The sequence below is a fragment of the Streptomyces sp. NPDC048257 genome (genome assembly GCF_043201855.1).
Lineage (GTDB): Bacteria > Actinomycetota > Actinomycetes > Streptomycetales > Streptomycetaceae > Streptomyces.
In genome coordinates this window covers 107,485-129,158 of sequence record NZ_JBICZI010000001.1, presented here as the reverse complement: position 1 = coordinate 129,158, position 21,674 = coordinate 107,485, and the positions used below count along the sequence as shown (strand labels likewise).

22 protein-coding genes and 1 tRNA gene are annotated in these 21,674 nt (G+C 72.0%); 10 read left to right on the top strand and 13 right to left on the bottom strand.

Annotated elements, in window-relative coordinates:
* The first annotated feature begins 98 nt into the window (after positions 1 to 98).
* Complete coding sequence (gene cynR / locus ACGFZK_RS00600; RefSeq protein ID WP_393846625.1) at positions 99 to 1,073, top strand: transcriptional regulator CynR; 975 nt, start codon at positions 99 to 101, stop codon at positions 1,071 to 1,073.
* On the opposite strand, the gene ACGFZK_RS00595 is transcribed toward cynR, so the two are convergent.
* On the bottom strand, positions 1,037 to 1,687 hold the full coding sequence (locus ACGFZK_RS00595) for a DUF4360 domain-containing protein (protein ID WP_393846624.1): 651 nt from the start codon (positions 1,685 to 1,687) through the stop codon (positions 1,037 to 1,039). The genes cynR and ACGFZK_RS00595 overlap by 37 nt on opposite strands.
* 303 nt (positions 1,688 to 1,990) lie before the next feature.
* Complete coding sequence (locus ACGFZK_RS00590) at positions 1,991 to 2,380, bottom strand: PleD family two-component system response regulator (protein WP_393846623.1); 390 nt, start codon at positions 2,378 to 2,380, stop codon at positions 1,991 to 1,993.
* Between the two features lie 98 nt (positions 2,381 to 2,478).
* Here ACGFZK_RS00590 and ACGFZK_RS00585 point away from each other — a divergent pair, with 98 nt between their 5' ends.
* Positions 2,479 to 2,757, top strand: a complete 279-nt coding sequence (locus tag ACGFZK_RS00585) for a hypothetical protein (protein ID WP_393846622.1) — start codon at positions 2,479 to 2,481, stop codon at positions 2,755 to 2,757.
* Between the two features lie 124 nt (positions 2,758 to 2,881).
* Here ACGFZK_RS00585 and ACGFZK_RS00580 read toward each other — a convergent pair whose 3' ends face one another.
* Positions 2,882 to 6,355 carry a M28 family peptidase gene (locus ACGFZK_RS00580; protein ID WP_393847252.1) on the bottom strand — a complete coding sequence of 1,158 codons (3,474 nt, stop codon included), beginning with the start codon at positions 6,353 to 6,355 and terminating at the stop codon, positions 2,882 to 2,884.
* Between the two features lie 179 nt (positions 6,356 to 6,534).
* On the opposite strand from ACGFZK_RS00580, the gene ACGFZK_RS00575 reads away from it, so the two are divergent.
* Complete coding sequence (locus ACGFZK_RS00575) at positions 6,535 to 7,494, top strand: LysR family transcriptional regulator (RefSeq protein ID WP_393846621.1); 960 nt, start codon at positions 6,535 to 6,537, stop codon at positions 7,492 to 7,494.
* Between the two features lie 55 nt (positions 7,495 to 7,549).
* Here ACGFZK_RS00575 and ACGFZK_RS00570 read toward each other — a convergent pair whose 3' ends face one another.
* The 7 genes from ACGFZK_RS00570 to ACGFZK_RS00540 all read right to left on the bottom strand — a co-directional run bounded on the left by ACGFZK_RS00570 (position 7,550) and on the right by ACGFZK_RS00540 (position 12,826).
* Positions 7,550 to 8,380: a class I SAM-dependent methyltransferase gene (locus ACGFZK_RS00570; RefSeq protein ID WP_393846620.1), complete on the bottom strand. Its 831-nt coding sequence runs from the start codon at positions 8,378 to 8,380 to the stop codon at positions 7,550 to 7,552.
* Between the two features lie 110 nt (positions 8,381 to 8,490).
* Positions 8,491 to 8,721 (bottom strand): antitoxin MazE7, encoded by a 231-nt coding sequence (locus ACGFZK_RS00565; RefSeq protein ID WP_393846619.1) that lies wholly within the window; start codon positions 8,719 to 8,721, stop codon positions 8,491 to 8,493.
* A gap of 75 nt (positions 8,722 to 8,796) precedes the next feature.
* Positions 8,797 to 9,966 carry a serine hydrolase domain-containing protein gene (locus ACGFZK_RS00560; RefSeq protein ID WP_393847251.1) on the bottom strand — a complete coding sequence of 390 codons (1,170 nt, stop codon included), beginning with the start codon at positions 9,964 to 9,966 and terminating at the stop codon, positions 8,797 to 8,799.
* A gap of 206 nt (positions 9,967 to 10,172) precedes the next feature.
* Complete coding sequence (locus tag ACGFZK_RS00555) at positions 10,173 to 11,423, bottom strand: mannosyltransferase family protein (RefSeq protein ID WP_393846618.1); 1,251 nt, start codon at positions 11,421 to 11,423, stop codon at positions 10,173 to 10,175.
* A 115-nt stretch (positions 11,424 to 11,538) separates the two neighbouring features.
* Positions 11,539 to 11,955, bottom strand: a complete 417-nt coding sequence (locus ACGFZK_RS00550; RefSeq protein ID WP_393846617.1) for a hypothetical protein — start codon at positions 11,953 to 11,955, stop codon at positions 11,539 to 11,541.
* On the bottom strand, positions 11,948 to 12,484 hold the full coding sequence (locus tag ACGFZK_RS00545; protein WP_393846616.1) for a SigE family RNA polymerase sigma factor: 537 nt from the start codon (positions 12,482 to 12,484) through the stop codon (positions 11,948 to 11,950). The genes ACGFZK_RS00550 and ACGFZK_RS00545 overlap by 8 nt, the downstream gene beginning before the upstream one ends.
* A 268-nt stretch (positions 12,485 to 12,752) precedes the next feature.
* A tRNA-Met gene (locus ACGFZK_RS00540) sits at positions 12,753 to 12,826 on the bottom strand.
* A 288-nt stretch (positions 12,827 to 13,114) separates the two neighbouring features.
* Here ACGFZK_RS00540 and ACGFZK_RS00535 point away from each other — a divergent pair.
* Positions 13,115 to 13,318 (top strand): cold-shock protein, encoded by a 204-nt coding sequence (locus tag ACGFZK_RS00535; protein WP_030384970.1) that lies wholly within the window; start codon positions 13,115 to 13,117, stop codon positions 13,316 to 13,318.
* Positions 13,319 to 13,530: 212 nt separating this feature from the next.
* Here ACGFZK_RS00535 and ACGFZK_RS00530 read toward each other — a convergent pair whose 3' ends face one another.
* Positions 13,531 to 14,880 (bottom strand): MFS transporter, encoded by a 1,350-nt coding sequence (locus tag ACGFZK_RS00530; RefSeq protein WP_393846615.1) that lies wholly within the window; start codon positions 14,878 to 14,880, stop codon positions 13,531 to 13,533.
* A gap of 29 nt (positions 14,881 to 14,909) precedes the next feature.
* On the opposite strand from ACGFZK_RS00530, the gene ACGFZK_RS00525 reads away from it, so the two are divergent.
* Complete coding sequence (locus ACGFZK_RS00525; RefSeq protein WP_393846614.1) at positions 14,910 to 15,302, top strand: MerR family transcriptional regulator; 393 nt, start codon at positions 14,910 to 14,912, stop codon at positions 15,300 to 15,302.
* Positions 15,303 to 15,321: 19 nt separating this feature from the next.
* On the opposite strand, the gene ACGFZK_RS00520 is transcribed toward ACGFZK_RS00525, so the two are convergent.
* The gene (locus ACGFZK_RS00520; protein WP_393847250.1) at positions 15,322 to 15,972 is read right to left on the bottom strand and encodes a response regulator; all 651 of its coding nucleotides are present in this window, start codon (positions 15,970 to 15,972) and stop codon (positions 15,322 to 15,324) included.
* A 173-nt stretch (positions 15,973 to 16,145) separates the two neighbouring features.
* Between ACGFZK_RS00520 and ACGFZK_RS00515 the strand changes: the two genes are divergently transcribed.
* Genes ACGFZK_RS00515 through ACGFZK_RS00500 form a run of 4 tightly spaced genes read left to right on the top strand, consistent with a single transcriptional unit; the run spans position 16,146 to position 20,315 of the window.
* Entirely contained in the window at positions 16,146 to 17,081 is a 936-nt protein-coding gene (locus ACGFZK_RS00515) for an ABC transporter ATP-binding protein (protein ID WP_393846613.1), read from the top strand.
* A 5-nt stretch (positions 17,082 to 17,086) separates the two neighbouring features.
* Positions 17,087 to 17,890, top strand: coding sequence for an ABC transporter permease (locus ACGFZK_RS00510; protein WP_393846612.1), 804 nt, complete (start codon positions 17,087 to 17,089; stop codon positions 17,888 to 17,890).
* 19 nt (positions 17,891 to 17,909) lie between these two features.
* Entirely contained in the window at positions 17,910 to 19,568 is a 1,659-nt protein-coding gene (locus ACGFZK_RS00505) for a sensor histidine kinase (protein ID WP_393846611.1), read from the top strand.
* A gap of 39 nt (positions 19,569 to 19,607) precedes the next feature.
* Entirely contained in the window at positions 19,608 to 20,315 is a 708-nt protein-coding gene (locus ACGFZK_RS00500) for a ribonuclease H (protein WP_393846610.1), read from the top strand.
* Here ACGFZK_RS00500 and ACGFZK_RS00495 read toward each other — a convergent pair.
* Positions 20,295 to 21,029 (bottom strand): beta-glucanase, encoded by a 735-nt coding sequence (locus tag ACGFZK_RS00495; RefSeq protein WP_393846609.1) that lies wholly within the window; start codon positions 21,027 to 21,029, stop codon positions 20,295 to 20,297. The two genes, ACGFZK_RS00500 and ACGFZK_RS00495, sit on opposite strands and share 21 nt — an antisense overlap.
* A gap of 154 nt (positions 21,030 to 21,183) precedes the next feature.
* On the opposite strand from ACGFZK_RS00495, the gene ACGFZK_RS00490 reads away from it, so the two are divergent.
* On the top strand, positions 21,184 to 21,588 hold the full coding sequence (locus tag ACGFZK_RS00490) for a GNAT family N-acetyltransferase (protein WP_393846608.1): 405 nt from the start codon (positions 21,184 to 21,186) through the stop codon (positions 21,586 to 21,588).
* The last annotated feature ends 86 nt before the right edge of the window (positions 21,589 to 21,674 follow it).

The following is a 21,674-nucleotide window of genomic DNA, read 5'->3' as shown; positions in this document are numbered from 1 at the left end:
GTGCGGGGCTTGACGTGTTCCACCATGCATGACCTGCATCTATTGTGTCCAGGACGCATTAACCATGTCTGCCATCGATGTCATCTATAGTCGCGTCCATGGCTCTGGAACTGCGTCACCTGCGCTACTTGATCGCCGTCGCCGAACACGGCAGCTTCACTCGCGCCGCCGAAGAGCTGCGGATCTCCCAGCCCACCCTGTCCCAGCAGGTCAAGCAGCTCGAACGCACCGTCGGTGTCCAGCTGCTGGACCGTACGGGGCGCGCCGTGCGGCTCACCGACGCCGGCGCGACGTACGTCCACTACGCGCGCGGCGCCCTACGGGACCTCGCCGCCGCCGAGCGCGCCGTCCTGGACCTGGCCGACCTCTCGCGCGGCCACCTGCGCCTCGCGCTGACCCCCACCTTCACCGCGTACCTCGTCGGCCCGCTCGTGGCCGGACTGCACGCCGACCATCCCGGCATCACCCTGGACGTCCGGGAAATGCCGCAGGACCGCATCGAGGCCGGCCTGCTCGCCGACGACCACGACCTCGGCCTGGCCTTCGAGGGGCCGCACCTGCCGGGTATCGCCGCGACCCCGCTGTTCACCGAGACCCTGGGCCTGGTCACCGCCGCCGCCGACGTGGATCCCGGCCCGCTGCCCGTACGCGACCTCGCGACGCGCCGACTGGCCCTGCTCAGCGGGGACTTCGCCACCCGCGAACACGTCGACGCCTACCTCGCCGCCCATGGCGTCCGGCCCCACATCGCGGTCGAGGCGAACTCCGTGCACGCCCTCACCGAGATCGTCCGGCGCACGTCACTGGCCACCGTCCTGCCGGACGCGGTCACCCACGACCACCCGTACCTGCGCCCCGTTCCGCTGGATCCCGCCCTCCCGTCCCGGACGGTCGTGCTGCTGCGCCGGGAGAGCGCGTACGAGAGCGCCGCGGCCCGGGCCTTCACCGGGCTCACCGCCCGGCTGGTCCGCGCTCGCGGGTACCGCCCCCCGCTGCGCGCGCACGCGGAGCGGGGGGCGGCCGGGAGCGGGGTGGATCACTTACCGGGACATTCCTTCCAGGCCAGGTGGTAGATGGTGTTGATGCTGCCGTCGGTGGAGTCCATCGTCATGTAGCTGGTGGACGAGGGGGACGAGGTGCCTCTGGTGACGCGCAGCTCGGTGTTGATGTTGAAGTTCCGCTGCACCCCGCACGGCGCCCAGACCAGTTGCGCCCAGTCGGTCACGTCGGTGGCCTGCCAGTTGTCCTCCTGGGGGCCGCTGAACGTGTGGGTGTGCGAGGCGGTGTCCGGCGAGCCCTGGAAGTAGTACGAGGCCTTCTCGGTGCTCTTCGCGCCCGGCGCCAGCGAGGCGTAGCCGCGGTAGTCGGCGCTGGCGACCGCGTAGGTGAATCCGCTGGGCACGTGCACGATCAGGCTGAGCTGGCAGTTCTTGCGCGCCGCGGTGGGCGGGGCGCCGCCGCCGATCTGTGCGAGGTACTGGCTGTAGGTCACGGTGAACGCGGTGTTGTCCTGGGACACGGCGACTTCCGCGGTGTCCTTGGGGCATCCGGATCCGTTGACGGTGGCGACTTCGATCACGATGCGGTCGGGCGGCGGGTCCACGATGGTGGAGGGGCTGGTGTGGGTGGGCAGGGTGGCGGTGAGCAGGGCGCCGATCGCGCCGCTCACGAGGAATGCACCTGACATGGTTCTCCGATCCACTGCTTCGGTACCGGGCGGCGCGCAGGCGGGGGTGCCTGGGCGCCGGAGGGTGGGGGGTGCGGCCGGCCGGACGGGGCCGGGTCGTCACATACCGGTGTGCAGGGTGGAACGGGGCAGGCCCAGGAAGGGGAATCTGGGCATGCCCCTGACAATGTCCGGTCGGTGAAGACCGGGTGCCCGAATCGTAGGAATCCCGAGCGGGCCGGACCAGGGCGATGTCCGGCCAATCGCACTCCCCGGCCCGGACCGGCCGGATCCCGACGACCGGCCGGAGGCCGAAGAGCGGAATCAGGCCGCGGCCGGCCGGACCAGATGCTCGACGCGCGCCAGGAACTCCGTGGGGTGGAACGGCTTCGCGAGGCAGTCGCTCACACCGGCCTCCAGCGCGTGGACCGTGCACTCCGGATCCGCGGGCGGCAGCGCGAGGATCGGCACCCGTCCGTGATCGGGGTGCCGGCGGATCTCCTCGAACAGTGCCACCTCGTCCAGGCCCGGCCCGGTGCGCTCGCAGATCACCAGGTCGATCGGACCGGCGCTGCCCAGCAGGGAGACGGTGTCCGCTCCGGTTCCGCCGTCGACCACGGCGAACCCCCGGGTCACGAGGAGGCGCTCCAGCAGGCCCCGGAGGGTGGGCTCCTTCGCGACGAGGAGGATCCTGCTCGGGGTGTCGCCGCTCATGTCGTTCCTCTTCATCCGTGTGCGGGGGTCCCGCAGAGCCTACGAGGCGGGGCGTGTGCACACCCGCTCCGGGGCGCCTGATCCGGTAGCGTCGGTCCATGACCACTGAGCCGCAGAGCTTCGAGATCCTGCTGGTGCCCGAGCACATCGAGAACCTGCGCGGCGAGTCCGCGGCGGACAGGGCCTTGCGGTCGGCGGTGGTCGAGGCGACCGGCGAAACGGGCGCCTCCGGGTACCCCCGCTACCGCGGGCAGGGCGTGGAAGCCGACATCGACCCGAGCACGCGCGCGGTCGAGGCCTTGCTCGTCGACGGGGCGGAGCTGGACTACGGACTGATCGCGATGATCGCCCCCGACCGGGGCCCCGGCAACCGCTGACCGGTCCCTCCGGAGGATCCGGTCGTTCTCGGTAGCCGCACGCGACACGGGCCCGGCCCGGTCCCCGTGGTGCGGAGGGCCGGGCCGGGCTGCTGGTGCTGTGGGGCGGGAGGCCGGGTGGGCGTCAGCTCACCTGGAGGGTGACGTCGTCCACGACGAAGGAGGTCTGCAGGGACTGGTCCTCCGTGCCGCTGAACTTCAGGGTGACGCTCTGACCGGCGAACTGCGAGAGGTCGTAGGACTTCTCCGCGTAGCCGGAGTTCGCGTTCAGGTTGGAGAGGGTCTCCAGGGTCTGGCCGCCCACCTGGACGGTGAACCGGTCGTAGACGACGTTCTCGTCCTCGTCCGTGTCGATGTGCAGGAAGAAGCCGAGCCGGTACGTGGAGCAGCCCGACGGGATGGTCAGCGTCTGGGAGGCGCTGTCCGTGTGGGTGGAGCCGTACCCGTTCAGCCACGCCTTGTAGCTGCCGCCGTGCGGGGCCTGGCCGGACTGGTTGGTGATGACACCCGTGGTCGCACTCCACGGGGTGGCGCCGCTCTCGAAGCCGCCGTTGACCACGACCTGGCGCGGGGTGCAGGTGCCGCCACCGGTGACGGTGAGCGTGTAGGTGGTGGTGTGGCTGACGGTGCCGGAACCGGTGATCGTCAGGGTGTAGGTGCCGGGCGCGGTGCTCGCCCCGACCTGGACGGACAGGGCCGAGGAGCTGCCGGACTGGACGGAGGCCGGGCTGAGCGTTGCCGTCACACCGTTCGGGGCGCCGGAGACGGCGAGCGCGACGGTCTGGGCGGCGCCGCTCACGGTCGCGGTGTTGACGGTGGCGGAGGCGGAGCCGCCGGGGGCCGCGCTGCCCGCGGACGGGCTGACGCCGATGGAGAAGTCCTGCGCGGGGGTCTCACCGCCCACCGCCTGCTTCCAGACGGCGTAGGCGACACCGTCGGCGCTGCGGTTCAGCACCGTGGCGTTGATGTTGTTCGTGGTGTCGCAGGAGCTGTGGTAGCAGGGGTCGTAGGCGGCGTTGGCCGTGCCGCCCCACTTCGTCGCCTGCGCCGAGGTCTTGCGGGCGCTGGCGCCGGCCGCGTAGCCGGAGGTGGGGATGCCGGCCTGCTGGAAGGAGTAGTCGTCGCTGCGGCCCTGGCCTTCGGTGTTCTCCTCGGGCGCCAGGTTCAGGGAGGTCCAGTACGCCTTCAGCGGCGCGGCGGTGGCGGAGTTGACGTTGTTGATGAAGTAGCCGCCGTTGGTGGAGCCGACCATGTCGAAGTTGTAGTAGCCCTTGATGGCCGAACGCTGGGCGCTGCTCAGCTGGTTGACGTAGAACCGGGAGCCGTTGAGGCCCTGCTCCTCGTCCGTCCACCACGCGAAGCGCACGTGCTTGGTCATCGTCGGGTTCTTCTGGGCGAGGACGAGGGCGTTCTCCAGCAGGGTGGCGGAGCCCGAGCCGTTGTCGTTGATGCCGGGGCCGGCGGAGACGCCGTCGAGGTGGGCGCCGAACATGACGGTCTGGTCGGCGGGGCCGCCCGGCCAGTCGGCGATCAGGTTGTTCGACGGGTAGGTGCAGGAGGAGCAGTTCTGCTCGGTGACGGTGTAACCGGCGGCCTGCAGCTTGCCCTTCACGTAGGCCAGCGACTGGGTGTAGCCGGCGCTGCCCGCACGGCGGTGGCCGCCGTTCTGGCTCGCGATGGTGTTGAACTGGGTCAGGTGCGCCTGCACGTTGGCGACGTTGATGTCCGGCGGGTCGTTGCCGGGCTGGGTGCCGCCGACGTTGAGCGAGTAGTCGACCGTGTGGGAGAGGGTCGTGCCCTGGCCCTTGACGACGATCGTGGACGCGCCGGGCGCCGCGTTGGCGGTGGCGGTCAGGGTCAGCACCGAGGACTGGCCGGACTGCACGGTGGCCGGGTTGAAGGAGGCACTCACTCCGGCCGGCAGGCCGGTGGCGGACAGGGTCACCGACTGGGCGGTGCCGGTGGTGACGGCGGTGCCGACCGTGGTGGTGACGGAGCCGCCCTGCTGGACGGTGCCCGACGACGGGTTCAGCGACATCGAGAAGTCGTTGTTCTGGCCGCTCGGGGTACAGGTCGGATCGGCGGACTGGGCGGGCACGCTGATCGCGTCCCAGGCGCCCTTGGTCTTGTTGAAGAGGTCACAGCTGGTGTCCAGCGACTTGGCGGAACTCAGCGTCGCCGTACGGTACTTCTTGTAGGACATGCTGCTGGTCTTGAGCAGCATGCCGCCGTAGAAGATCTTGCCGGCGTTCTGCACGCCCACACCGGTCAGCGTGGACCCGTTGCAGGTGCTGCTGTTGGGCTTGCCGCCGCCCGGGCTGGTGCCCTCGGCCAGCAGGTAGAACCAGTGGTTCAGCGGGCCGGCCGCCGCGTGCACCTCCGTGCCGGGTATCGCGGAGCTGTAGCAGGCCGGGTCGTTGTTGACGGCCGGCGGGTTGTACATGTTCCGGATCGGGCCCCGGCCCTGGAGGTTGATGACCTCGCCGACCGTGTAGTCAGGGGTGTCGTACGGGGCCGGCTCGTTGGCGAAGGCCTCGGTCAGCGCGCCGAAGATGTCGCCGGTGGCCTCGCCGAGCCCGGACTCCTGGCCGCTGGTGCCGCCCGGGGTGTTGGAGTCGATGGCGTGCCCGTACTCGTGGGCCACCACGTCGATGCCGGCGATCCACTCGTTGGCGCTGTTGCGCCCGATGGTGACCGAGCTGCCGTCCCAGTAGGCATTGAGGTCGCTCAGACCGACCTTGGCCGGGAAGCTGCGGCCGTTGCCGCTGACGCCGTTGCGGCCCAGCCACTGGGAGAGCATGTCCCACTGCTTCTGCGCGGCGAACATCAGGTCCACGCAGCCGGTTTCCCTGCTCGTGGGGTTGCCGGTGCCCCAGGAGTCGGAGGACTTCGTGAAGACCGTGCCGGTGCTGTAGTCGGCGCAGCTCAGGCCGGTCCGGTTCGGGTCGCGCAGGGTGTACGTGGAGCCCGAGTTGGTGGTGTCGATGGTGAGCGGGCCCGGTCCGTTCCACTTGCTGTTGCCGGTGCCGGCGACCACCTCGTCGTAACTGTCGACGAAGGCACCGCTCCGCGCGTCCACGAAGACGTGCAGCCTGCTGGGTGCGGTCTTGGTACGGCCGCTCAGCACGGTTTCCCAGGCCAGCACCGCCTTGTCGTCCTTGAGCCGGACCACCAGCCGGCTGTTCTCCACCTTGTCGACCGAGGTGAGTTTCGCCCGCGCGGTGGACTCGGCGTCCCTCGCGGAGACCGACGCCCGGGTGGAGACGTCGATGCGCACGGAGGAGGCGGACTGGAGCGCGCGCACCTTGCCGGTGCCGTCCGCGAGCACGACCGCATCGCCGCCCACGACCGGCAGGCCGCGGTAGCTGCGCTCGTACGAGACGGAATAGAGGTCCTTCACCCAGGGGGTGACGAGCCGTCGTTCGTACTGTTCCTGGGCGGAGTTGACCAGGGAGTCGAGGCCGCTGTCGACGGCCTGGTCGGCCGCTGCGACCGCACGTGCGGCCGGTGTGTCCTTCTGTGACGGGGAGGGCTGCGCCTGTTGCGCCGCCGATGCCGTCCCGGCCAGGGCGCCGGCAAGGCTCGCGGTCAGCGCCATCGCTGCCACGGCCGCCGTCCATCTGCTGGGATGCAACGTCCACTCCGATCGTGGGGGGTTCGGGGATGGGTGTTCGTTCGCGGCCGAGTATGAGCGTGAACATGACGAGATTGGGACATCCCGGCAGGCATAAGGTCCGCGTTATGGTGCCGCGGCGGCGCGGCTCGTACGCTGCCCGGATGCAGCTGGAGTTGAGGCATCTGCAAGCCGTCTGCCGGATCGCGGAGGCGGGCAGCCTGGGGGGCGCGGCGCGGCGTCTCGGCGTGTCCCAGCCCGCACTCTCCGCCCAGCTGCGCCGCATCGAACGGGTCACCGGGGGCGAGCTGTTCTTCAGGGGCCGCAGCGGGGTCGAACCCACGGCACTGGGCCAGTTCGTGCTCGCCAAGGCACGGCGCGTCCTCAGCGAGATGGACGCATTGGGAGCGGAGGCGCGCGCGATCGCGGCCGGCAGCCCGCTGCGGCTGGGCTGCATCATGCTCGTGCTGCTCGACGGCCTCCTCGCCCAGACGGACCTGTCCATGTCGGGCCGGGAGATCGCCGTGGACCTGGAGGACTCGGTCACCGTGCTGGCGCGGATGCTCGGCGCCGGGCGCTACGACGCCATCGTGTACGGGGAGGTCAACGACCACGAGGTCCAGCTGCCGGAAGGAACCCTGGCCAGGACGCTGATCCCGAAGGAACCCTTCTGCATCCGGCTGTCCGCCCACCATCCGCTCGCGGTCCTGGACCGCGTCGAACTGGCCCACCTGGCCGGGGAGTCGTGGATGACCCTGGTGGAGGACGACGACGGCGGCCCCGAGGCCCTTGTCACTGCCTGCGCGAAGGCCGGATTCAGCCCGTCACTGCGCTACCGGATCACCGACCGCAAGATGCAGCACGACCTGATCGCCGCGGGCCGCGCGGTCGCGCTCAGCCAGCCGACGGCCCCGTCGGGGGAGGGTACGGTGATGCGCCCGCTCGTCGGCAACCCCATCATCGGCCGCATCCGCCTCGCCTGGAGCCGCGCGGCGCTGTCGGCCGGGCAGGCGGAACTGCTCTACCGCGCCGCGGCCCGCGCCTACCTGGCCAATGTGGACAACAACCGCTTCCACAAGGAGTGGTGGGACGCCCACCCGGAGGTGCATCCGGTCCTCGACTGACCGGCGAGGTGGGGCGGGTGCGGGGCGCTGTGCTGCGGTGGGCCGCTTCGCGGGGTCAGCTCCGGCGGTGCGCCGTCAGCAGCAGGTACTCCCACTCCATGATCCCGTCCACCGTGTGCTCGGCGGCGAGGGCGTCGAGCGCCGCGTCCAGCTCGGCGACCAGGTCCGCATCGTCGGCGACGTTGCGGTAGACGGCGACGGTGGGTCCGTAGCAGGCCTTGAAGAACTCGCGGAAGTCCGTGGGTCCCGTGAAACGGTCCACGCGGACCGTCCGGCGGCGGGAGTCCACGTCGGTGACCGCGTCACCGAGCAACTCGTGCACGTGCTCCTCGTCCCCCCACAGCGGGGGCGGCTGGGCTCCGGGCGGCGGCGGGGGAGCGTACGGCTTCATCGTGGCGAACAACTGGCCCACGAAACCCTGCGGGGTCCAGTTGACCAGCCCGACCGTGCCGCCGGAACGGCAGACCCGCAGCATCTCCTCGGCGGCGGGCCGGTGGTGCGGGGCGAACATGATGCCGACGCAGGACATCACGACGTCGAACTCGCCGTCCGCGAAGGGCAGGTGCTCGGCGTCCGCCTCCCGCCACTCCAGCCGGGCGTCGCGCACCGCCGCCAGGTGCCGGCCGATCTCCAGCAGTTCGGGGGTGAGGTCGGACGCCACCACGTCGGCCCCGGCCAGGGCGGCCGGAATCGCGGCGTTGCCCGAGCCCGCCGCGATGTCGAGCACCCGGTCGCCCCGTTGGACGCCGCACTCCTTCACGAGCACGGCGCCCAGGTCCGGAATGACGTGGGAGGCCACCGACTGATAGTCGCCCAGCGCCCACATCGCGCGGTGCCGGGCCTTCAGGGCGCGGTCCGCCTGGGCCGCATCGCTCGCCTCGGTCATGACAGCCGTCCTCCAGGGCTCGGAGCGCCCCTTTCTCGAGCATAGGTACGTTTCGCGAACCCGGCTCGCCGGGGCTCGGCCGGCCCGGGCGGCCGGGTTCGCCCGCCCCGTCAGTGGCGGGACGCCGGTCCGCCGAAGTCGCGCGCGAAGCCCTCGCGGAAGCCGGGCCGCTCCAGAGCCCTCTCGAAGGCGCGTGCGGCCCGCGCGCGTGCGGCCTCGTTCTCCTGGGCGGCGGCGAGTTCGGCGAGGTACGCGCGCAGGCTCAGACCGCGGTCCGCGGCGAGCACGGCGAGGCGGTCGTGCACATCGGTGTCGACCTCGACGGTGGTGGTGTCGGCCATGCTCCGAGTATGCGCGCCCGGTGACCGGGCGGGGGCCCGTTCGCCGCAGGCGTGCTGCCTGCGGTGACCGCACCGCTATCCCGTCAGGGAGTTCCCGGGCGTCAGGGCCTTCGCGATACGGCCCGCGATGGTCTGGGCCGTGTTGTCCTCAGGACCCTTGGGGCCGACCGTGGTGGAGACCGCGATGGCGAGCCGCTCGCCCGGGAGGTAGGCCTGGATGGCCGCGTATCCCGCGAACGAGGGATTCGACTGGATCCAGCCGTTCTGGACGATCACGCCGTAGCCGAAGTGCCGGGCCGGAAGCTGACGGAAGCAGTCCTTGGGAGGGCACCCGGGGGTGTTGCCGCCGAGGCCCACCGTGCCCGGGTCGAGCTGGGTCCTGAAGCTCGCCGGCGAGAGCAGCTCACCCGTACCCACGGCCTCGGCCGAGCGGGCCAGGTCGCAGACGTGGGTGTTCAGGACCGCGCCGGGGGCGGTGGTCCAGGAGGGATTCCAGTAGGTGGACTCCTCGTACCTGCCGCGCTCCGCGTCGTAGGAGTGCAGGACGGGCTCCTCGATCTCGGGCGTGAAGCTGTTGAGGGTGCTGTCCAGCCCGGCCGGACCCGTGATCTGCTGCTTCATCACCTGGGCCAGCGGTACGCCGGCGATCTTCTCCAGGGCCTCCCCGAGGAGGACGAAGTTCGCGTGCGAGTAGCTCCAGCTCTTCCCCGGCTCGTACAGCAGGGGGTGGGCAGCGGAGATGCCCACGAGCTCGTCGGGGGTCCACTGGCGGAACGGGTCGGCGTACAGGGCCGAGAGGAACTTCGGATCGGGTACGTAGTCGCGCAGGCCCGAGGTGGAGGCGCCCAGCATGCGCAGGGTGATCTCGTCGGCGTGCGGTGCGTCGGGGAGCCAGCGCGCGATCGGGTCGTCGAGGGCGGCCTTGCCGTCCTCGACCAGCTGCAGCATGGCGATCCCCATGTAGACGATGGCCACCGAACCGGCCCGGAAGTGCATGTCGGCCGTCACCGGGACACCCGTCATCGACTCGCCGAGGGCGCCCGTGACGACCTCCCGCCCGTCGCGCGTGACCCGCAGCACGACGCCGTTCAGGTCCAGTTCCTTCTGCGCCGCCTTGGCGATGTCCAGGATCTGCTTCGCCTCGCCGCCCGACGGTGCGGGCGAGGCCACGCACGACGCGGGCGCGGCCCGGGTGCCGCCGGCGGGCAGGGCCGTGCCGAGCAGTGCGGCGGCGCACAGCAGCACCAACCGGGCGCGACCCGGCGCGCGGTCACGGCTCCGGCAGGTCCCCGGGGCCTGCCGCACGGGTTGCGAGGACCATGGCGATCTCCTGCCGTGACGAGCCCCTCGGACAAGGCCCACCTTTCGATGGAACGCCCGCCGTGCCGGACGGGCCAGTCGGCGGCACGGGAGCCCCGGACCGGCGGGCGGCCACCTGCGGGCTCGGAGTCCTATCCGGCCCAGCGCCCCGTGAGGAAGGTGATGGCGACCGTGACGGAGAGCGGACCCACGACGTACAGGTAGGCGCTCTGTATCCGGGGGTGCTTCAGGCTCCAGGCGGCGAGGCCGATCCAGAGCGGCCACCACAGCAGGGTGGAGCGGGGCACCGAGGTGTACCAGTACGAGGTGCCCAGGGCCCACAGGGTGAGGGCGAGGTAGAGGGCCTCGGGCCAGCGGCGGGCCCGTACCAGCAGGGCCAGCAGTACCACGCCGGCCAGCATGGCCAGGAGTTCGGCCTGCCACATGAACGCGTACCCGGTGGCCTGGGTGTGCTGGAAGGCGGCCTCCCACGTGTTGGCCCAGGCCTCCCACGGCGCGTGGAAGTCCCGGTACCAGCCGCGTTCCTGGGCGTGCTTCCAGGCCATCCAGTCCCCGGTCCGCGTGTGCAGGTACCAGCTGTAGAGAGCGGGGGAGAGGACGGGCAGGCACAGCCACGGGGCCGCGCGCCACGCCCGGCGGCCGCGGGCGGTGAGGACGAAGTGCAGGGCGAGCGCGGCCACCAGGAACAGCCCCGTGATGCGCACCGAGCAGGCCAGGCAGGCCAAGGCCGCGGCCGCCGGCCAGTTCCGGCGCTGCGCCGCCAGCCAGGCGGGCAGGGCCAGGGCGAGGAAGAGCGCCTCGGTGTAGCCCGCGGCGAGGAACACGGCGCACGGCGAGAGCAGGAAGAACACCACCGCGCGGCGGCCCGCGTCGAGGTCGGGCAGATGGAGGTGGGCGATACGGGCGAGAGCCAGGACGGCGACGCCGCCCGAGAGGAAGGAGATCAGTGCTCCGGCGGCGGCCCAGTCGGGGACCACCGAGTGGACGGCGCGCAGGGCGAGGGGGAAGCCGGGCAGGAAGGCCTCCCGGTTGTCCCAGCCGGCCGTCCAGGGTCCGGCCTGGGCGGGGAAGTAGCCGTCCTGGGCTATGTGGAGGTAGTGCCACCAGTCCCATTGCTGCCAGGGGGAGAGCAGAGATCGGGGCCTGCGGGTCTCGCTGTCGGCGGGGAACAGCCACCCGACGGCGCCCGCGGTGGCCCAGACGCCGACGCGGGTCAGGAGGTAGAGCCACAGCACCTCGCGGTCGGCCGGGCCGAGCCGGAGCAGCGCCGGGCGGGCACGGCGGCCGGGGCGGCGACCGGTGTCGGACACGGGCGGCCAGGTGGTGGAGGCGGTGGGCGAGCCGGGAAGCTCGGCCGGCCGACTGGGGGCGGAAACGGGCATGTCGGGATCTCCTGGCCGTCTGGAGGCGTGCGGGGTCACCGGCCCTGGTTCGGGGTCCAGGCCGGTGCCGGCGGGCCGTGTGGTGCGGGGAGGGGAAGGTGAAGGAGCTGAGGAGCTAGCGAGGGGCCTGGGTGGAAGTCGAGGTCGAGGACGGCGGGGCGCTCACCATCCGGGTGGGAGTCGAGGACGTGGGCGGCGTGGGGCTCATCGACCCGGTGGGGTCGAAGGGAGGTGTCGTGGTGCTGCGCGGTGCGGGCGGCGCGGAGGACGGGGACGGGACCGGGAGGGAGGGGGAGGGGGTGGTCGCAGGGAGGGTCGGGCCCGCGTCGCCCGGCAGGAACGCGGACAGGACCGCACCGGATCCGGCGAGGGCCAGGAAGCAGGCTGCGGCGATTCCGGCGATCCGGCGCCGCCGGTGCCGTTCACCGCGCCGCTCGATGAGGGAGACGGGCGGGGGCGTGGTGGCGGACTGCCCGGCGGAGGCCGCCTCCCGGAACAGTGACCGCAGCGGGTCGTCGTGGGACTCAGGCATCGGGAGCCTCCTCAATGCGGGGGTCCTGCAGATGGCGGGACAGGGTGACCCGGCCCCGGGAGAGGTGGGTCTTGACGGTGCTCGCGGACAGCGAGGTCTCTGCGGCGATCTGTTCGACGGTCAGATCACACAGGTAGTGCAGCGCCATGGTCCGGCGCTGTTTCAGGGGCAGTTGCCGCAGCGCCTCCACGAGCGCCACCGCCTCCGGTCCGGGCCCCTCCACATGGCCGGCGGGGGCAGTGCGCTGCCAGGCGTCGGCGCTGCGCCGCCGACCGCGCCAGCGGCTGACGGCGAGCCGCCACGCGACCGTACGGATCCACGCCTCGGGCCGGCCGTCGCGGTCCAGCTGAACTCGGCGGCCCCACCCCCTGACGAAGGCCTCCTGGACCACGTCCTGGGCCTCGTGGTGGTCACCGAGCATCACGTAGAGCTGTCCTGTGAGCCGTCCCGCCGCTTGCGCGTAGAACTCCTCGAACTCCTCGATGGTCAAAAATCGCTCCCGAATCCATGTATCCCTCTCACCGGGCATACGCCTGCCACACCGCATCCGGTCGACACCGGACGGCAGATCGTTCTGTGAGGGCCGTCACACGGCGGGCGGGGGGTACCCATCGTCGCGGCGGCAGGGGCGCGGACGGGCGGCGGCGCAACGGGCCACCGGGTGATGTGGACCCGGGCGGGCGCGGGCAGCCGGGCCCGGGATCCGGCGGGCTGCCGGGCCACGGCAGAGGGCGCCCGGACAGCGGAGGAAATGCGGAAGGGCCCGGATCCATGAGGATCCGGGCCCTTCCGAGCAGTAGCGGGGACAGGATTTGAACCTGCGACCTCTGGGTTATGAGCCCAGCGAGCTACCGAGCTGCTCCACCCCGCGTCGGTAGACCTCACCCTACGGCATTCCCGGGGCCGTACTCGACGCGTTTACGGGCGGCCACGCCCGGAGTGTGGGCGAAAGGACTGAATCCCGCCGCGAAGGCGAGATCATTCCCCCTGGTGACAGTGCGTGCAGGCGTGTACCTTCACGGGTAGCTGTCGTGGTTCCAAGTGCCTTGCCCGTGCCCTTTGGTGTGGGCAGTTTTGCTGTGTTGTGCCGTAGGACCAGGGCGATCACCTCCGTCTTCCACGCCGTGTGGAAGACGTACGTCAACGGGAAGGCATGAACATGGCTACGGGAACTGTGAAGTGGTTCAACTCGGAGAAGGGCTTCGGCTTCATCGCCCAGGACGGCGGCGGCCCGGACGTTTTCGCCCACTACTCGGCGATCAACGCGTCCGGCTACCGTGAGCTCCAGGAGGGTCAGGCCGTGACCTTCGACATCACGCAGGGCCAGAAGGGCCCGCAGGCGGAGAACATCACCCCCGCCTGATTGCCGGACGACGGACCGGTCTGATCACCGGGCTCCGGAGAACCGTTTCCCCGCCCCTTCGCCGAACGGGCTGCGGAAAAGATCAGGGCCGTGCGGCCACCGCCGCACGGCCCTGATCCGTTTCCCCGGCGCCGCGCGGCAGCCCGACCCGGACCCGCCCGGTGGGCGGCGCGGCGTCCACAGCCGACCCGATGGTGGCCGACGAGGTCGGATCAGCCGTCAGCCGGAGCAACGGGTCCTGAAAGGCGGCGGGACGAGGCCGCCCGACGCCGGCTCCAGGCCCACAACGCGGCCCCGGCGACGGCGAGGACGACGGTCGCGACCCCCGAAGCCGCCAGCACCCGCCGGGGCCCGAGGAGCGCGGTCAACGGGCCGCCGAGCGCGGTGCCCACCGGCCCCGCGGTGAGGAGCGCGGCGCTGCGGGCGGCGAGGACCGTGGTCAGCCAGGCGGCCGGGGTGCGTTCCTGGAAGAGGGTGTAGGACAGCGCCGTGAACGGTCCGTAGACCAGGCCGCCGAGGGTGAAACAGGCCAGGGTGACGGCTGCGGACGCGCCGAGGCCGAAGGGCACCAGGGCCAGCCCCCAGCCCGCGACGATCCCCAGGGTGACCGGCCAGAGCGGGAACCGCCGCAGGGCCCCCGCGGCCAGGCCGCCGAGCACCGCGCCCACTCCGAACAGCGCCCAGTAGAGCCCGAGCAGACCCGCCCCGGCATGCAGGTCGTCGGTGACGTGCAACGGGAGCGCGACCTCCGCCGGGCCGTAGAGGAAGTTGAAGAACCAGGTCAGGGCCAGGACACCGAGGAGCTCGGGCTGCTTGCGCAACAGGTGCAGGCCGGCGGCCGACCGGTCGGCGTCGACCGGCGCGGCCGTCGCCTCCGTCACCGGCCCGCCGGCCTCCTCCTCCTTCTCCTCCTTTCCGGCCGCCTTGCCCCGCAGCCGCCCGACCTGGAAGGCGAGCAGGGCGAAGGACAGGGCGTCGAGCCCGATGAGCCAGGCGGGACTGATCGCCGCCGCCAGGAATCCGGCGAGGGCCGGCCCGATGACGATCGAGGCCGAGGTGCTGGAACTGACCAGCGCGTTGGCGGCCAGCCGCTGGTCGGGCGGAAGAATGCGGGCGAGCAGGGAGTACTTGCCCGCGTTGCCCCAGGCGTGCAGGACGGACGAACCCGCGAGCAGGGCCACGTACAGCGCCGGGTGCAGCACCCCCGCGGCCCAGGCCAGCGGCACGCAGCCGAGCAGCACGGCGCGGATCCGGCTGTCGGCGGCCAGCAGCTTGGCGGCGGGGAGCCGGCGCAGCCACCGCCCGAAGAGCAGCGCTCCGGCGGCTCCCGGAAGCGCGTAGGCGGCGAGCGCGGCACCCAGGAGCATCCCGGACCGTCCCGGGGGTGCGATCTCGATGGCCAGCCAGGCCACCGCGACGACGCTCATGCCGTCACCGAGATCGGAGGCCGCCAGCGCGGGCAGCAGCCGGCGGAAGTCGGCATGGGCGAACAGTGGCCGATAGGCCGGGGGCAGGAGGCGAGTTGTCCGAGCGGGAGTCACCAGGTCAGACTCATGGTTCAAGCGCACGTGAAGTCAAGGGGGAGTGGCGGGTGCGACAGCTCGGTATCGGTGAGCTCGCTCGGCAGGTCGGGATGCGGCCCTCGGCCCTGCGCTACTACGAGAGCGTCGGCCTGCTGCCGACCGCCGAACGGGCCGCGGGCCGGCGCGTCTACCCGGCCGGCACCGTGCGGCGGATCGCGCTGATCAAGATGGCCCAGCGGGCCGGCTTCACCCTGGCCGAGATCCGCGGTCTGCTGGACACCGACGCCGACCGCGGCGCCACCCGGCAGTGGCGCGCCCTCGCCGAGAGCAAGCTCCCCGAACTGGACCTGTTCATCCGGCAGACACAGACCCTGAGGGATGCCGTCGCCGACTGCCTGGCCTGCGGGTGCATGAACTTCGAGAAGTGCCGGCTGCTCGCCGCCGGTGGTCCCGGCTCCTGACCCACGCGCCCGGCCCCGCTCAACGGCTCCGGCCGGCCAGCCCCGCCTCGTGCGCGGCGATCGCCGCCTCGACCCGGTTGCGTACGCCGAGCTTCCCCAGGATCGCGCTGACGTGGGCCTTCACCGTGCCCTCGACCAGCCGCAGCCGAGCGGCGATCTCGGCGTTGGAGAGCCCGGCACCGAGCAGCGCCAGGACGTCGTTCTCCCGTTCCGTCAGCCCCTCGACGGCGTGCCGCGCGGGTGCACGGCCCGCCATCCGGCCGCTGCGCAGTCCGGCGACGACGCGGGCGGCGACCTTCGGCGAGAGGTACGCGCCGCCCGCGGCCACCGCGTGCACGCCCGCCAGCAGTTCCCGCGGGTCGTCCGCCTTGAGCAGGAATCCGCTGGCACCCTCGCGCAGGGCCCGGGCGATGAACTCGTCCTCGCCGAAGGTGGTCAGCATGATCACCGCCGTGCCGGGCAGCTCGTGGTGGATCCGTGCGGCCGCCGCGATCCCGTCCAGCCGGGGCATCTGGATGTCCAGCAGGGCGACGGCGGGCCGGAGCCTGCGTACGGCGTCGAGGGCCTCGTGCCCGTCGGCCGCCTCCGCGACGACCTCGATCCCCGGATCCCTCGCCAGGATGGCGCGCACGCCGGCCCGGACCATCGCCTCGTCGTCTGCCAGCAGCACCTGAACCACCGGCGCAGTCTAACGGCGGGCCGAGAGCGGGCCGTTCGTCGGGGGACCCCCGACGAAAGTAGGGGTCCCGATCGCCGACCTGCGAGCGATGTGTGCAGGGCCGGGCGATTCCTACGGTCGTAGCAGTACCGCGAAGCACTACCGAGCACACCGGAGGGACACCCGTGATCACCCTGCGAGGCCTGACCAAACGTCATGGCGACACCGTCGCCGTGGACGGACTGACCCTGGACATCGAGGACGGGAGGGTGACCGGCTTCCTGGGCCCCAACGGCGCCGGGAAATCGACCACGATGCGGATGATCCTCGGCCTGGACCGTCCCACTGCCGGCCAGGCACTCATCGACGGCAGGTCCTACGCGTCGATGCGCCATCCCGTCCGCGAGGTCGGAGCCCTCCTCGACGCGAAGGCCCTGCACCCCGGCCGCTCGGCGCGCAGCCACCTGATCGCCCAGGCCCGCAGCAACGGCATCCCCGTGCGCCGGGTCGACGAGGTCCTGGAGACGGTGGGCCTGGCCAAAGTGGCGCGCCGGCGCGCCGGGGCGTTCTCGCTGGGCATGTACCAGCGGCTCGGCATCGCGGGCGCCCTCCTCGGGGATCCGAAGGTGCTGATCCTCGACGAGCCGGTCAACGGCCTCGACCCGGAGGGCGTGCGCTGGGTGCGCGAGCTCGTCCGCGCACAGGCCGCGCAGGGCCGTACCGTCTTCCTCTCCAGCCACCTGATGAGCGAGATGCAGCTGACGGCCGACCGGCTCGTCGTCATCGGCAAGGGCCGGCTGCTGGCCGACACGTCCATGGCGGACCTGCTCGCCGCCGGTGCCTCGGCCTCGGTACGGGTGCGTACCGCAGACCCCGACGGCCTGCGCAGCCTGGCCGGCCACCTGCGTGCCTACGACGGGGTGTCCGTCGACCCGCCGGGCGGCACTGAGCAGAGCGAGATGGTCGTCAGGGGCAGGAGCGCCGCGGAGATCGGCGACCTCGCCCACCGCATCGGAGTACCCCTCCACCAACTGCACAGCGTCTCGGCCTCATTGGAGCAGGCCTACATGGAACTGACCGAACACAGCGTCGAGTACGCGACCCGAACGACCGAGGTGTGAACCGGATGACGACGACCCCTACCCTCCCGACCCTCCCCGCGCGACGCACCGCGCCCGCTCCCTCGGGCGGCGGATTCGCCGGTGCGGTCGGCGCCGAGTGGACCAAACTGTGGTCCATCCGCACGCCGTACGCCTGCCTGATCGTCGGCCTCCTGCTGACGGTGGTCTTCACCTTCTACTACGGTTCGATCGCCCGCATCAACGACAAGCCGGTGCAGCCCCTCGGCAATGCCCCGGTGTCCTCCGTCATCCTCGGGCAGTTCGTCGTCATCGTGCTGGCGATGTCCATGGTCACCAGCGAGTACGCGACGGGAAGTGTCCGTACCTCGCTCCAGTGGGTACCGGTCAGGCACCGCATGCAGCTGGCCAAGGCGGTCGTGGCAGCGGCGGTGGCCTTCGCCGCCGGTGTCCTGTTCGCCGTCCTCGGGATGGCCGTGGCCTGGATCCCCTTTCGCGGTCACGCCTCCTTCGACCCGGCCAAGGCGGTCTCCCAGACCCTGGCGATGGGCCTGTACTGCGCGCTGATCGCCGTACTCACGGTGGGAGCGAGCTTCGCCCTGCGGACCGCGGCCGGCACCCTGTCGGCGGTCTTCGCCCTGGTCTCCGCCCTCCCCAGCATCTGCACCGGACTGGGCGGCCCCTTCCTCCTGACGGTGAACGACTACCTGCCGCAGTCCGCCGGCGGCCACTTCATGCTCGCCGACGGTGATGCCCCCTACCCTCCCGCGGCCGCGATCCTGATCGTGCTGGCCTGGACGGCCGCCGCCCACCTGACCGGCCGGTTCGTCCTCGGGCAGCGCGACGGATGACGTGGACTAGCCTCGGCCGGTGAGGTGGCCGAAGAAGCAGGACGGGACCAATGGGACGGACGAGGCGGGGTTGCGCGTGAGGGTCTGGGGGGTGCCGGCGGCGCAGGGGTGGGGCCCGGCCGTGCGTGATGCGGCGCTGTGGGTGGCGATGGCGGGCGCCGGTGTCTTCGCCCACCGGGAACAGGCCCATCCCTCCCCGCTCCTCGGTCTGGTCCTGCCCCTCCTGGTCCTGGCGGTCGCGGTGCCCGCCGCCCGGACCCGGCCCGGGGCCGCCGTGTTCCTCGCCAACGCGGTGGTCGCCTCCGGCCTGGCCCACCCCGCCCCGGCGGCGAGCCCGTACCTGACGGCGCTGGCCGTACTGGCCTACCTCCTCGGCCTGCGGGCGGACCGTACGGGGCCGGCGCTGCTGCTGTTCGGAGCCTGCACGGCCCTTGACCTCGCGCTGTGCGCCGCCCTGGGCGTCGGCGCCGTGTACTGGTTCTACGTGCTGTCGATGGTCCCCGCGACCCTCCTCCTGCCCTGGCTGGCCGGCCGCTACCGGCAGGCCAGGCTGGCCCTGGTGCGCGAGGGCTGGCAGCGGGCGCGCGGCCTCGAACAGCAGCAGCGGTTCGTCGCCGAGCGGGCCCGGCTGAGAGAACGGACCCGGATCGCCGCCGACATGCACGACTCCCTGGGGCACGAGCTGAGCCTCATCGCGCTGCGCGCCGGGGCCCTGGAGCTCTCGCCCACCCTGACCGGCCAGGACCGTGAGGATCTGGCCGTGCTGCGCGCGGCCGTCTCCGACGCCGTCGGCCACCTGCGGGACACGATCGGCGTCTTGCGCGACGGCTCCGAAGGGGACGAACCGACGGCCTCGTCCGTGGAGCCGGTGGAGGAACTCGTCGCCCGGACCCGGGAGTCCGGAGTCACGGTGGACCTGCGGCGGGAGGGAGCGGCCCGGACCCTCCCGCCGCTGGTCGACCGCAGCGCGTACCGCGTGATCCAGGAGTCGCTGACCAACGCCATCAAGCACGCACCCGGCAGTACGGTCCGCATCCGGATCGCCCACCAGGCGGACCGGACCGAGGTGCGGGTGACCAACTCCGCCCCGCCGGCCGGCGCCCCGCCCGAGCCCGGGCCGGCCGCGAGCCGGGTCTCGGGCCACCGCGGACTGACCGGACTGCGCGAACGGGTCCTGCTCCTCGGCGGAACGCTGCACGCCGCGCCCCGTGAAGGCGGTTTCGAGGTCCTCGCCTCCCTCCCGGACCAGGTGGGACCGGAGCGCCGGGGGACCACCGAGGAGCCCCGGGAGGAATCCGGTTCGCAATCGGCGCGCCGTCACACCGCCGCCCGGCGCAACACCCGGTACCGGTTCGCCGCCGCGTTCGCCGCCCCCGTCGGGTTCGGTCTCGTGGCCCTCGCCTCCTGCGCGTACCTGGCCCTCCAGCTGACCACCTGCGTCCTGCACCCCGCGGACTTCGCCGCGGTCCGGGTGGGGCAGGACCGCGGCGAGGTGGCCCGGTTCCTTCCGGAGCAGCAGTTCCGGTACGTACCGGACGCCGTCCGGGCGCTGCCCGTACCCCCTGGCACCGTGTGCGCGTACTACCGCTCGAACGGCAACCTCCTGGACGAGGTCGACGTCTACCGGCTCTGTTACGCGGGCTCCCGTCTGGTGGCCAAGGACGTGCTGCGGGGCTGAGGGACCGGGGAGCCCCGGCGCATGAGGCATGATCGGGGGATGTCTGATCGCATCATTGCCGCCTGTGACGGAGCGGCCAAAGGTAATCCCGGGCCCGCCGGCTGGGGTTGGGTCATCGCCGACTCCCAGGGCCGCCCAGAGCGCTGGGAGGCCGGCCCGCTGGGCCGGGCCACCAACAACATCGGGGAACTGACCGCCCTCCAGCGGCTGCTGGAGGCGTTGGAGCCGGGGACGGCCGTCGAGGTGCGGATGGACTCCCAGTACGCCATGAAGGCCGTGACCCAGTGGCTGCCGGGCTGGAAGCGCAACGGGTGGAAGACCTCCTCCGGCCAGCCGGTCGCCAACCGTGAACTCGTCGAGACGATCGACGGGCTGCTGGCCGAGCGTGACGTGACCTTCCAGTACGTTCCGGCGCACCGCGAGGACGGTGACCACCTGAACGCGATCGCCGACCAGGCCGCCAGCGACGCGGCCGTCACCCAGGAGGCCGCCGGTACGGCCCTCGGCAGCCCGGACATGCCGGTACCGGACCCGGCGGCGGCCTCGCCCGCGCGCCGGAAGGCCGCCGCGCCGAGGAAGCGTACGGCCACAGGCACCACGGCCGGCGGCGGATCCCGGGCCATCAAGGCGAAGTTCCCCGGCAGCTGCTCCTGCGGGAAGCCCTACGCCGCCGGGGACATGATCACCAAGAACGGCAGCCGCTGGGGCCACCAGGCCTGCGGTTCGCTAGGAGCGGTGGACGCGTAGGTACTCCACCTCGTAGGACATCTGCGACACGGAGGGATCGGGCGCCGGGTGGTAGCGGCCCGCGCACACGGACAGGTTGACGATCAGGTACGCCCGCCAGTTGCGCCCGACTCCCCGGCGGTCGGCGAAGACCCGGGTGCCGTTGACCCACCACACGACCGAGCGCGCCCCGAACTCCACCTTGAGGTCCACCCAGCCGCCGGGGGCGACGGAGGAGCTCCGGTGGTAGCGCGAGCCGCCCTTGACGTGGTTGGAGAGTTCGAGGAGGTCGGCGTTGTCGGGGTGGTACTCGAAGACGTCGATCTCGTTGCCGCCGTCCCGCCAGGTCCAGATCGCCGGCCAGGCCCCGATCTCGGCGGGCAGCCGCACACGGGACTCCAGTACGTCACCGGCCCGCACCATGAACCCCTCGTCGCTGCCCTCGGTGGTCAACAGCCCCGCGTCCCAGTTGCCGTCCGGGCGGCGGGTGGCCCGAAAGGTGCCGGTGCGGCTGTAATCGGGGTCCGCCACCAGGTGGTCGAGTTTGTTGTCACCGGGATTGGTGGGGCCGCCGTTCGGATAGGCCCAGGACCGGCCCGCGACCCACTGGGTGGCCGACCCGAAGTCGGCGGTGAAGACCGGGGCCCGGGTGCCCGGCGCCGCGGTGGCGCGGTCGGGGGTGCCGGTGAAGCGTCCGAGGAGTCGTCGGAGCCACGTGAGAACCTGAGTGAGCACGACGGCTCCTTCCTCCTGAATGGACGCCCCTGCAGCATGCCCAGCTGCGGTGCGGTACATACCGGTGGACCGGTTTGTCTTCCGCCGCCCCTCGCATGTAATAATCAATCTATAGTTCTACCCATTACATGCGAGGGCGAGGAGTTACACCGGTATGTGGGAGTGTGAGCGTGTCATCGGCGCCGACCTGGACGTCGAGGAGGTCATCGGCGTCTACCGTGCGTCCACCCTCGCCGAGCGTCGCCCCGTCGCCGAAGTGGAGCGGTTCGCCCGGATGCTGGCCGGAGCCAACCTCGTCGTCGTCGCCCGGACCGAGGACGGCCGGCTCATCGGCATCGCCCGTTCGATCACGGACGGCGCGTACGCGACGTACGTCAGCGATCTCGCCGTCGACGTCGCCTACCAGGGCAAGGGCGTAGGCCGCGACCTCATCCGCGTCACGCGGGAAGCGGCGCCCGAGGCGGGGCTGATCCTGCTCGCCGCGCCGGCCGCGGTCGACTACTACCCGCACGTCGGCTTCACCCGCCACGAATCCGCCTGGACCCTCGACCGCCTGTAGTGAGCCGCTGAGGGGCGCCGGTCAGGGGGCGGCCAACCTCCCTTTTCCATAAGCCAGTTGCGCGCGCCCACGGCGGGGTAGCATCC